9 protein-coding genes are annotated in these 11,795 nt (G+C 59.2%); 5 read left to right on the top strand and 4 right to left on the bottom strand.

All coding sequences use genetic code 11. The features are described from left to right. Window positions 1-12 precede the first annotated feature (12 nt). Window positions 13-942, top strand: a complete 930-nt coding sequence (locus tag AC22G1_RS18410) for a diguanylate cyclase (RefSeq protein ID WP_487314639.1) — start codon at window positions 13-15, stop codon at window positions 940-942. A 5-nt stretch (window positions 943-947) separates the two neighbouring features. Here AC22G1_RS18410 and AC22G1_RS18405 read toward each other — a convergent pair whose 3' ends face one another. The 3 genes from AC22G1_RS18405 to AC22G1_RS18395 form a co-directional block, all read right to left on the bottom strand. After that, window positions 948-2,369, bottom strand: coding sequence for a S10 family serine carboxypeptidase-like protein (locus AC22G1_RS18405; RefSeq protein ID WP_487314638.1), 1,422 nt, complete (start codon window positions 2,367-2,369; stop codon window positions 948-950). A gap of 95 nt (window positions 2,370-2,464) precedes the next feature. After that, a complete protein-coding gene (locus tag AC22G1_RS18400) occupies window positions 2,465-3,829 on the bottom strand; it encodes a heavy metal sensor histidine kinase (protein ID WP_487314637.1) in 1,365 nt (454 codons plus the stop codon). Next, window positions 3,822-4,502, bottom strand: a complete 681-nt coding sequence (locus tag AC22G1_RS18395; protein ID WP_487314636.1) for a heavy metal response regulator transcription factor — start codon at window positions 4,500-4,502, stop codon at window positions 3,822-3,824. Before AC22G1_RS18395 ends, AC22G1_RS18400 begins: the two co-directional genes overlap by 8 nt. A 154-nt stretch (window positions 4,503-4,656) precedes the next feature. Here AC22G1_RS18395 and AC22G1_RS18390 point away from each other — a divergent pair, with 154 nt between their 5' ends. The 4 genes from AC22G1_RS18390 to AC22G1_RS18375 all read left to right on the top strand — a co-directional run bounded on the left by AC22G1_RS18390 (window position 4,657) and on the right by AC22G1_RS18375 (window position 8,710). Continuing rightward, window positions 4,657-6,543: a copper resistance system multicopper oxidase gene (locus AC22G1_RS18390; RefSeq protein WP_487314635.1), complete on the top strand. Its 1,887-nt coding sequence runs from the start codon at window positions 4,657-4,659 to the stop codon at window positions 6,541-6,543. After that, window positions 6,543-7,352 (top strand): copper resistance protein B, encoded by an 810-nt coding sequence (locus AC22G1_RS18385; RefSeq protein ID WP_487314634.1) that lies wholly within the window; start codon window positions 6,543-6,545, stop codon window positions 7,350-7,352. The genes AC22G1_RS18390 and AC22G1_RS18385 overlap by 1 nt, the downstream gene beginning before the upstream one ends. A 10-nt stretch (window positions 7,353-7,362) precedes the next feature. After that, window positions 7,363-7,710 (top strand): heavy-metal-associated domain-containing protein, encoded by a 348-nt coding sequence (locus AC22G1_RS18380; RefSeq protein WP_487314633.1) that lies wholly within the window; start codon window positions 7,363-7,365, stop codon window positions 7,708-7,710. A 298-nt stretch (window positions 7,711-8,008) separates the two neighbouring features. Then, window positions 8,009-8,710 (top strand): tetratricopeptide repeat protein, encoded by a 702-nt coding sequence (locus tag AC22G1_RS18375; protein ID WP_487314632.1) that lies wholly within the window; start codon window positions 8,009-8,011, stop codon window positions 8,708-8,710. A 110-nt stretch (window positions 8,711-8,820) separates the two neighbouring features. Here the strand turns inward: AC22G1_RS18375 and AC22G1_RS18370 are convergent, their stop codons facing one another. Beyond that, window positions 8,821-11,622, bottom strand: a complete 2,802-nt coding sequence (locus AC22G1_RS18370; RefSeq protein WP_487314631.1) for a beta strand repeat-containing protein — start codon at window positions 11,620-11,622, stop codon at window positions 8,821-8,823. Window positions 11,623-11,795 lie beyond the last annotated feature (173 nt).

Below are 11,795 nucleotides of genomic sequence, written 5' to 3'. Positions count from 1 at the left end.
CAAGGAGCATTCATGCCTGATATCGCCAGCATGATCGCCAACAGTCTGCCCCGTGGGCGTTTGCTGGTGGTGGACGATCAGCCCACCAATATCCGGCTGCTATACGAGGCCTTTCACCAGCAGTACGACATCTTTATGGCGGCTAATGGCGAAGAGGCCCTGGAGCAGGTAAAGCGCGCCCAGCCAGACTTGGTGCTGCTGGATGTGATGATGCCCGGCATCGACGGCTATGAGGTGTGCCGCCGCCTCAAGAGCGACCCGCAATCGGCGCAAATCCCGGTGATCTTTGTCACCGCCCAGCGCAGCGAAGCCGATGAAGTGATGGGCTTTGAACTGGGCGCCGTGGATTTCATCACCAAGCCCATCAACCCGGTGATAGTCAAAGCCCGGGTGGCTACCCACATGGCCCTGAAGCGCCAGACCGATTTGCTGCGCTCCATCGCCATGCTCGATGGCCTGACCGGGGTGGCCAACAGGCGCAAGTTCGACGAAGAGCTGGTGCGCCAATGGCGCCAGTGCCAGCGGGACAACGCGCCGCTGTCACTTATCATGCTGGATGTGGACTACTTCAAGCTCTACAACGACAGCTACGGCCACCAGGCCGGTGACGATTGCCTGCGCAAACTGGCCGAGCTTTTTCGCCACGCCTTGCAGCGCCCGCAAGATCTGCTGGCCCGTATCGGCGGTGAGGAATTTGCCTGCATTTTGCCCTGGACTGACGCCAAGGGCGCTTTGACCATCGCCAATCGCATCAAGGATGAGGTGCACCAGTTGGCGCTGGAGCACCAGGCTTCCCCCTTGGGGCAAATCGTGACCATTAGCATGGGGGTTGTGACCCAGGTGCCGGGGGCTGCCAGTCGCATTGCCGCCCTGATGGAGCTGGCCGACCTGGCGCTGTACCGGCAAAAGGCCAATGGCCGCGACGGCATATCTGTGGCCTAAGAGCGCTAATCGCCGCTGATAAAGCGGCGAAGATCTTGGCTAAAACGCGCCAGCTCGCTGCTGCTGGTGTAGCTCATATGGCCGCTTTGATAGTAATAAAGCCGCCCCTTAGCGGCGGGCCCGCTGGCCTGTTGCAACAGGTATTCACTGGCTCCCACTGGGGTCAGGGTGTCGAAGTAACCCACCCCCAGCGCCAGCTTAAGGGTGGGCATTCTGGCCATCAGCTCGTCCAAGTCTCCCTCGTAACCTTGCCTGGTAAAAGGCGCCAGCCCCCAGTGCCATTGGACCGGGTTTTTTACCGGCGAGTCGGTGAGGTAGGGCGGTAACTTACGTAGCCCCAAAAAGCCCTGGGCAAAGGCCAGATAAGCCTTTTCAACGGGGCCGCCAAGGGGCAGGGACGGGTCGGTATTGGGGGCTTGCTGCAAGGGCGCCGTCACCCGGCCATCGGCTTGGCCGAGCCGCAGCCCTTTATCGGCCAGCAGGTTTTCCCTGAAGGTAGCCATATCCACTTTCAGTCCCTCTTTGAGATAGAGCGCAGTGTTTAGGCCGGTCAGCGCGCTTAGGCGGTTGGCCAGGGCCAGGCGGTCTTGTTCTGCCAGCCGGTTGCCGAGGTAGAGCGCCTTTAACAGCGGCCCGGCGGCAAACTCGCGGCTTTGCGCCATAAACTGCTCGAAGCTGCGCCCCTGGTGGCTGACTTTGCCGTGGTACCAGCCAAGGGCGCTTTGGGTGGGCAGATTGCTCACCGCGTGCAGCGGACTTTGGCCAGCAAGACTGCTGACATTAAGGGCCTGACCCAATAAAAATAGGCCTTTAAGGGGGAGCTTTGGGTCTTGGTGGCTAAGGGCCAAGGCCGCCTCGACGGCGCGGATACTGCCGTAGCTCTCGCCCAGCAAATAAAGCGGCGAGCCTTGGCGGCGGTGGCGCTGCACCCAGGCCCGCATAAAGGCCAGCAGCGCCTCGGCGTCGCTTTGGGTGGCAAAGTAGCCGGTTGGACTGGCGCCTTCGTCAAAACGGCTAAAGCCGGTGCCGGCCGGGTCGTAGAACACCAGATCCGCCACATCCAAGGGACTGTGGGGGTTGTTGGTAAGCGGCGCTGCGGCCTTGGGGTCGCCCCCCTGCACCAGCCGTTTGGGCCCCAGCGCCAACAAGTGCAGGTACATAGACGGCGCCAGCGGGCCGCCGTTAAACACAAACAGCACCGGCCGCTGGCGCCCGGCCTGCTGGGCGATATAACTGGTGCTGACCAAAGTCAGGGGGCCATGGCGGGTGGGGGTGAGGCTAAAGTGCTCCACCACCGAGCGGTAATGCACTTCTTGGCCAGCAAACTGGCCTTGATGGCTTAGGGTTTTGCCGCGCAGTTGCGGTTCGGCGCCCTGGGCCCCACACATCAGGGCGGCGGCGCATAGCAGCAGGATGGTCAGTCGCATCTGGGACTCGCCTTGGTTAACCGTTGCCGTGCCGGTACCGCGTCCCTGCTACCCGACACTACCCAGAATAGTCGGCCTGCAAGGGCGTGGCGGGCTCAGGGCAAAGAGAGGCTAAAGCAGGTGCGCTGGGGAGTGGAGCTGACGGTAATATCGCCGCCGTGCAGCCGGGCGATGGATTTAACGATGGCAAGGCCTAGGCCGACGCCCCCTTGGCCTCGGGCCGGGTCAACCCGGTAGAAGCGTTCAAAAAGGTGCGGCAGGTGCTCGGCGGCGATGGGGCTGCCGGGGTTGCACACCTCTACCCAATGGCGCTTGCCTTCGGCGTGCAGGCGAATAGTGACCGCTTGCCCGGCCGGGGTGTGGCGAATGGCATTGGAGATGATGTTACTCAAGGCCCGGCGCAGCAGGTGGCGGTCGGCCTGCACCGTCAGCGGCCCGCCTTCGAGCACCAGCCGCACCCCTTTGTCTTCGGCCAAAAGCTCAAAGTAATCGCAAAGGCCCTGCACTTCTTCTGCCAGCGCCAGGGGGGCCAGGGCCGGGGTGATATTGCCGTTGTCGGTCTGGGCCAGCCACAGCATGTCGGTCACCATCTTGGCCAGGCGCTCAAACTCCTCCAGGTTGGAGTAGAGAATTTCTTTGTATTCCTCGGCTGAGCGGGCCTTGCCCAGGGCCACCTGGGTCTGGGTGCTCAAGTTGGTGATGGGGGTGCGCAGCTCATGGGCGATATCGGCGGAGAAGTTACTTAAACGCTCGAATAAATCCTCTAGGCGCACCAGCATGTCGTTAAAGGCGGCCACCAGCTCGGCCAGTTCTGCTGGCACCTGGCGCGGGTCGAGGCGGCTTGAGAGCTGATCGGAGCGGATTGCGCGAATGTCGGCCGAGAGCCGGCGAAGGGGGGCGTGGCCCCAGCGCACCGCCAGCCTGGCAGCCAGTATGGTGATAAGGGCCGCCAGCGCCATGATGCCCCACAGGGCCTTACCGAAGTGGGTGAGAAAGTGCTGGTGGATGTCGATGTTCATGGCCAGTGCCAACTTGTAGGGCTGGCCTTGGCTGCCTTCGATGACCAGGGCGGCGCCCCGGTAACTGTGGCCGCCCTGGCTGAAACGGGCCAGATGGCGGTGGTCGATTTGCGCCCGCGCCTGGCTGGCGAGAAAGCGAAGGTCTGGCCCCGGCGTGCGGTACAGCACTGTATCGGCCGGGCCGAACACGGTAAAGGAGATGCCTTTAAGGCCGCGCAGGGTGCGGTCGAGGTGGGCGGCGTCGGGGGGCTGGCTTTGTAAGGTCATGGCCAGGGGCTGGGCGGCGTTGGTGAGCTCGTTGCCATCCATGTCGGCAAAGTGCTGCTCTATGGCCTGCTGGATAACCCAGCCCAAGAGGCCCAGGCAGAGAATGATGCTGAGCCCCACCAACAGCATTACCCGCCGGGCCAGGGAGGCTGGCGCCTTGCTCCCCTCAAGCATCGGGCAGTTCCAGCTTGTAGCCCATGCCGCGCACCGTTTGGATAAGCTTGGGCTCGAAGGGGTCGTCTATCTTGGCCCGCAGCCGGCGAATGGCGACATCAATCACGTTGGTGTCGGAGTCGAAATTCATGTCCCACACCTGGGAGGCAATCAGGGAACGGGGTAGCACCTCGCCTTGGCGGCGAACCAAAAGCTCCAGCAGCGCAAATTCCTTATTGGTGAGGGTAATGCGCTGGCCGGCCCGCACCGCGCGGCGCTTGGCGATATCCAGTTCCAGGTCGCCAAGGGCCAGGGTATCGCTGCCCGGGCTCACCGCCCCCCGGCGCAGCAAGGTGCGCACCCTTGCCAGGAGTTCGGCAAAGGCAAAGGGTTTGACCAGGTAGTCGTCGGCCCCCAGCTCCAGGCCTTTAACGCGGTCTTCGATGCTGTCGCGGGCCGTTAAAAACAGCACCGGGGTGGTTTTACCGGCGTCTTTTATCGAAGCGAGGATGCGCCAGCCGTCCACGTCCGGCAGCATCACGTCCAGCACGATAAGGTCAAATTCTTCGGTCATGGCCAGGTGGTGGCCGTCCAGGCCACTGCGGGCCAGCGCCACCTGAAAACCGGCCTCGGACAGGCCCTTTTGCAGGTAGTCACCGGTTTTGTGTTCGTCTTCTACAACCAGAAGTCGCATAAAGGTTCCGAAGTGGTTGATTTGGCCAGTGTAGCCCGGCGCGGCGCACCGCCAGATTACCCCAAGATGACAACTTTGTAATGAAGGGGTCATGCCCCTGAAAGTGGCCGCTTTCTAAGCTGAGGGCATCATCAAGCTGGCCGGAGGCCCAAGCATGTCATCTTCCAAGCCGAATTTGCCTCGGCGCCGTTTTGTTCAAGGACTGGTTGCCGGTGGGGTGCTGCTTGGCCTGGGGGCCGGTACGGCCCGGGCGGCAGCGCCGCAGACCAGGCAGGGCGCTCCGGTACTGAAGGGCCGGGAGTTTCACCTGAAAATCGGCACCTCCCGGGTCAATTTTACCGGCAGCGAACGCACCGCCATTACCGTTAACGACTCCCTGCCTGGGCCGACCTTGGTGTGGCAGGAAGGGGACGAGGTGACCATCCATGTCACCAACAACCTCAAGGTGCCCACTTCCATTCACTGGCACGGTTTTATCCTGCCTTTTCAAATGGACGGGGTGCCGGGGCTGAGCTTTAAGGGCATAGCCCCGGGGCAGACCTTCACTTACCGCTTCAAGGTGCAGCAAAACGGCAGCTACTGGTATCACTCCCACACCGGTTTTCAGGAGATGCTGGGCCTGAGCGGCGCCATAGTGGTGCTGCCCAAAGACAAGCCCCGTTACAGCTTTGACCGCGACCACGTGGTGCTGCTGGCCGACTGGACCGACGACGACCCCATGGCGCTGTTCTCCAAGCTCAAGCAGCAAAGCGACTACGACAATTTTATCGAGCCCACGGCGGTGGATTTTTTCAAAGACGCCTCCCGCTACGGCCTCGGCCAGGCCCTTGAAAAGCGCAAGATGTGGAATCAGATGCGCATGAGCCCCACCGACTTGGCGGACCTTGGCAGCCATTCCATGACCTTCCTTATGAACGGCCGCACCCCGGCCGGCAACTGGACCGGGCTATTCAAACCCGGCGAGAAGGTGAGGCTGCGCATCATCAACGGCTCCTCCAACACCTTTTATGACGTGCGCATTCCCGGCCTTAAACTCAGCGTCATTCAGACCGACGGCCAGGACGTGGAGCCGGTAACGGTAGACGAGTTTCGCTGTGGCCCCGGCGAAACCTACGACGTGCAGGTTACCCCCACCGCCGATGCCTACACCCTCTTTGCCCAAACCATGGATAGAACCGGCTATGCCGCTGGCACCCTGGCAGTTAAAGAAGGGCTGCGGGCGCCGGTGCCCAAACCCGACCAGCCCCAGTGGCTGACCATGACCGACATGATGGGCACCATGCACATGGGCGATATGGCTGGCATGGACCACAGCAAGATGCCCGGTATGGACCACAGCAAGATGAACATGGACCACAGCAAAATGGCCATGGGCAGCGGCAACATGGCCGGTATGGACCATAGCAAGATGACCATGGACCATAGCAAGATGGCAGGCATGCAGGGGATGGACCACAGCATGCACGGCATGGCCATGGATCACAGCATGCATATGAAAGGCCCGCTGGCGGTGCCCTCTAAAACCGTGCATCACGCCCGCACCGAGTTTGGCCCCAGCACCGACATGCGGGTCGACAGCCCCCGCACCAACCTTGACGACCCGGGCGTTGGCCTTCGCCATAACGGCCGGCGGGTCCTGACCCTGGCTGATCTGGCCACTATCGGCGGGCCGCTGGACCCTCGTGAGCCCGACCGGGAGCTGGAGCTGCATCTGACCGGCAATATGGAGCGCTACACCTGGTCTTTTGACGGCCTGGAATTTGGCCAATCCACCCCGGTGCATTTTCGCCAGGGCGAGCGGCTGCGGGTGATTTTGCAAAACGACACCATGATGACCCACCCCATGCACATGCACGGCATGTGGAGTGAAGTCGAAGACGACCAGGGCAACTTTGTAGTGCGCAAGCACACGGTGCCGGTACAGCCCGCCCAAAGGCTGAGCTTCCTGGTCAACGCCGATGCCCCCGGCCGCTGGGCCTGGCATTGCCACCTGCTGTTCCATATGGAAGCAGGGATGTTCCGCGAGATCCTGGTGGTGTGATGATGAAAAGCTCCCAACTGCTCTGCCTGCTGGCCCTGCCGCTGCTGGCCCAGGCCGCCGATATGAACATGGACATGGCCAAACCCCAGCCTCAGGCCGAGCTGCGTGACCCCAACGTCTACTCAGACGGCTACCAAAAAGGCGAAGGCCCCTACGCCATCAAAGACGCCCCCATGCACATGGGGGATGAGCACAACTTTGCCCACCTGCTGGCCGACACCTTCGAGTGGAGCGACGGCGGCAGCGGCGCTTACGATGTCAAAGGCTGGTACGGCGGCACCTATGACCGGGTGCTACTGAAAGCCGAGGGCGACTACAACCACTCGCGGCTTGAAGATGCCCGCACCGAACTCTTGTGGGACCATGCCATCAGCCCGTTTTGGAACACCCAACTTGGGGTGCGCAGCGACAACGGCGAGGGCCCGTCCCGCCAGTGGCTGGCTTTTGGGGTGGAGGGGCTGGCCCCTTATTGGTTTGATTTGGAAGCCACCGCTTATCTTGGCGACAATGGCCGCAGCGCCCTTCGCTTTGAAAGCGAATACGAGCTGTTACTGACCCAGCGGCTTATCCTGCAGCCCAAGGCCGAGCTCAATATCTATGGGAAAAGCGACCCTGAGCGTGGCATTGGCAGCGGCTTTAGCGACGCCAGCCTTGGGCTTCGGCTGCGCTATGAAATCACCCGCCAGTTCGCCCCCTATGTGGGGGTGCTATACAGCCGCAAGCTGGGTAACACCGCTTCTTTTGCCCGCAGCCAAGGCGAAGACCCCGGCGAAACCCAATGGCTGGCCGGGGTGCGATTCTGGTTTTAAGGAGGCTTAGATGACAACCCTCAGACCCGGTGTGCGCCAAGCCTATCTGGTGCACCGCAAACTGACTGTTAGCGGCGAGCAGGCCGCAGCCCGCGATTGCGCCGAGGCGCTGGACGCCTTGCCCGGCATCAACAGCGTGAGTGTGAGTGGCAACCGCCTGACCCTCAGTTACGATGCCACCGTCGCCAACCTCGACGCCTTGGAAAGTGCCATTCAAAGCCATGGCCTTGCGGTAAAACGCCGCGGCCTGGCCGGCCTACGTTTTGGCTACTACCGCTTTGTAGACCAAAACATCCGCGACAACGCCACCCACGAACCCTGGTGCTGCCACCGGCTGCCACCCAATGTGAAAAAATAAAAAAGCCCCGGCCTATGCCGGGGCTTTCTACTGCTGACTTAATTTATATTTTCAGATAGTTTATCTGGCAGTATATGCAGGGTATGGAAAATCCATAAAGTCACTTCAGCTCAATTAGAGATATCTGAGCTGAGAGCTTTTTTGGGTTTGTCAGTATGGTTGGAAGTGTTTAAAAGGTTTGCCCGCTAAAATTCAGCGTAGAAAAAGCACATGTATCCTTGCTTAATAATGATGAACTGAATTCGCAGGAGATCTATGAGAACGCCCTATTATTTATCAGGGCCGAATGGTGATAACGATGAACAAGAAGCTTTTTTTCACATCTTTGGCAGCGTTGCTCTTTATTTTCGTGTGTATCACGTTCACATCAAGCGGAGATACACCCGTTACTAAGGATAAACAGTCTGAAGGCAAGACGCTTTATGAGAAAGCTATAGCTATGGAAAGTGAGTTACTTTCTACCCCTGCGGGGCAGGAAAAATTTGCTTCGATGTTAAAATTGTCATCGGATGAGAAGTATCCTTTGGCTCAGTACCGGTATGCAGAGCTATTGCTTTCTGGAACAGGGGTTAGTAGGAATGAGCCTGCTGCTTTAAACCTTCTTGAAGAAGCAAAGCGCGAATACCCTAAAAGCAACGAGCTGATTGGTCTTATTTATCTTCATCTCGCGGGTTCAGGCGATATAAAGCTAAATGTCGATAAAGGTGTCGGATTTATTACCCAAAGTGCTATGTCTGGGGTCGTTACATCACAGGCTATGCTCGGTGTTTTTTATTTGGATGGAGAGACTCATATTCCCAAAGATAAATTACAAGCTTACTATTGGCTCCGCCGTGCTGCCGAGCAAAACGATAAGGTATCGCAGCTCCTTATTTCAGGCCTTGTCGGTGAGGGTTTTGAAGTGCCAGCAAATGGTACAAGGCAAGAGTATTGGGAATGCCTAGCCAACTCTAATCACGGTTTTGATACGTTTGGCTACTGTAAAGGCGATAGCCAATGAGTAAAGAATGGTCTGTGATGTGACCGCGCATTTATGAAAATGCCGTTGTGACCATAAACAAAAAGGAGGCAGTTGCCTCCTTTTTGTTTTTACCAGTGGTGCTTTTGAGATCAGTAAAGGTAGAGGGAGCCGGAACTGCTCAGGCTCTGATCGCTGCTGGTGACCCCAAAGCTGATGCTGCTGGCGTTGTTGCTTTCCACGTAGGAGGTCACCGCCAGGGTGCCGTCATCGGCCAGGGCTATGGCTAGACCGAAGTAAAGATAAGTGCGGCTGTTACTGGCTTTGATGTAATGCTGCTGGCTCCAGCTGCCGTCGCTCAGGGTAAAGAGGTAAGCGGCGCCGCCGTAGAACGCGCTGTTATTGTCGCTGCCATCGATGCCGGTAGAGATGCCATCTTCATAAGGGGCCGATACCGCGACGGTGGTGCCGTCACTGCTGATGGCAACGCCATAGCCCATCTCATCGCCGCCTTCGGCATTACTGGCCTTGAGATAGGCGGTTTGGCTCCAGGTGCTGCCGCTTTGGCTAAAAATATAAACGGCGCCAGCGGCAGCGGCGTTGGTGTTGGGGCTGTCCATGGTGCTGCTGGCGTCGCCATATTCGCCGATGGTGCCCACCGCCAGGGTGGTTCCGTCGGCCGACAGGGCAACGGAATAGCCAAAATCGCTGTTGGCGCGGGCGTTGCTGGCTTTGAGATAGGCCGTTTGGCTCCAACTGCCGCTGTCATCGCTGAACACATAAACGGCGCCAGCGTAAGTGGCATTGTTGTTGGGGCTGGCACTAGTGCTGTTGGCATCGCCTTTTTCGGCAAAGGCGCCTACCGCCAGGGTATTGCCGTCGGCAGACAGCGAAACCACCGCGCCAAAATAATCGCTGGCTTCGGCGTTGCTGGCCTTGAGGTAGGCGTCTTGCACCCAGTTGCCGCCGCTTTGGCTAAACACATAGACGGCGCCAGCATAACTGGCGTTGTCGTTGGGGCTGGCAGCAGTGCTGCTGGCATCCCCCGATTCGAGATAGGCGCCTACCGCCAGCTTGGTGCCGTCACTGGACAAAGACACCGATAGCCCAAAATAATCGCCCTGGCCGGCATTGCTGGCTTTGATATAAGCGCTCTGGCTCCAATTGCCGCCACTGTCTTTGCTGAACACATAAGCGGCGCCACTGTTGAGGCCGTTGTTATTGGGGCTGGCGGCGGTGCTGCTGGCATCGCCGTCTTCCAGATCGGCGCCCACCGCGATGGTGGTGCCATCGTCGCTTACTGCCACCGACACCCCGAATTCGTCGCTACTGCCGGCATTGGACGCCTTGAGATACCCGCTTTGGGTCCAGTTGCCGTTGCTGTCTTTGACGAACACATAGGCAGCACCAGCATAGGTGGCGTTATCGTTGGGGCTGGCGGCTGTGCTGTTGGCGTCACCGGATTCCTCATAGGCGCCCACCACCAGGGTGCTTCCATCCCGGGACAGGGCCACCGACTTACCAAAGCTGTCGGAGCTGCCGGCATTGGCGGCTTTGAAATAGCCGACCGCTTCTACCAGGGTGTTTGATGGGGTGAGGGTATTGGAGTCTGTGCAACCGGCCGCATTGCAGGCCGCCACCATATATTGGGCATTGACGCGGTTATAGAGCACCACGTCAGTGAGGTTGTAGCTGGTGGTGGTGATGTTATTGGCCACCAGGCTAAAGCCGGAGGCGCCATCGGCGTTTTCATAAAGCTGGTAATAGCTGGCGTCTGATACCGCTGCCCAAGTGAAATCAAAGGCTTTTAAGCCATAACTCAAGCTGGCGGTAGGGGCCGAGGGCTTGGACAGGCAGTTGACCAAGACCGAGCTGATATCGGCGCCGCTGAGTGTGCCGCTGCCGTTGTTGACGGTACACAGCTGATTGCTGGGTTGGGTCAGCACTGTGACGCTATAGCTGCTGCCATCAATGATGGTGCTGGCAAAAGCAAAGGCGCCATCGGCGCTCAGGTTGAGGTTGTCACCGCCATTGTTTTGCAGTACCAGGGTGCCATCAAGGCCGGAGACGGTGCCGCCAACATGGTAGGTGTTGGTGGTGCAGCTCACTGCAACCGAGCTGATGTTTGCCGCACTGATGGTGCCACTGCCGTTGGTGACGGTACAGGTTTGAGTGGAAGGCTGGGTTTTCACGGCCACGCTGTAGGTGGCGCCGTCATCAATGGCGGTGGCAAAGGTAAAACTGCCGTTGGCGGTGAGGCTGAGGTCATCGCCGCCGTTATTAGCCAACACCAACGTGCCATTCAGGCCAGAAACCGTGCCGCCAACAGTGAAAGTGGGGGTGACATTGGTGGTGCAGCTCACTGCAACCGAGCTGATGTTTGCCGCACTGATGGTGCCGCTGCCGTTGGTGACGGTACAGGTTTGAGTAGAAGGCTGGGTTTTCACGGCCACGCCGTAGGTGGCGCCGTCATCAATGGCGGTGGCAAAGGTGAAGCTGCCGTTGGCGGTGAGGCTGAGGTCATCGCCGCCGTTATTAGCCAACACCAACGTGCCATTCAGGCCAGAAACCGTGCCGCCAACAGTGAAAGTGGGGGTGACATTGGTGGTGCAGCTCACTGCAACCGAGCTGATGTTTGCCGCACTGATGGTGCCGCTGCCGTTGGTGACGGTACAGGTTTGAGTGGAAGGCTGGGTTTTCACGGCCACGCTGTAGGTGGCGCCATCAGCGAGGGCGGTGGCAAAGCTGAAGCTGCCGTTGTTGCTTAGGCTGAGATCGTCGCCGCCATTGTTTTGCAGCACCAGGGTGCCGGTGAGCCCCGATACGTTGCCGCCAACGTTATAGCTGCTTGGCGTTTGGCCGGAGTCCGGGTTTGGAACGGCTATCTCTAAGTCGTCGCCGCAGGCGGTCAGCAGGCCAGCGCCCGCCAGTAACATAACGCGCAAAAGCCACATAAATGCAGTTCGGGGCAACATGGCTGCCATCCTTGTCAAAATGCCAGAGTGAAGGGAGGGGGAAGTGTTTCTTGGGCATATTAGAACACTATCCATACATTTATGTAACGGCCAAGGTTGTGCCGGGCATCATGTTACTGGCCAATAAAATAAGGGCTTAGATAAAAGAAGGC

This window comes from Gallaecimonas zhanjiangensis (genome assembly GCF_057624825.1).
This window is presented reverse-complemented; position numbering and strand designations above follow the sequence as displayed.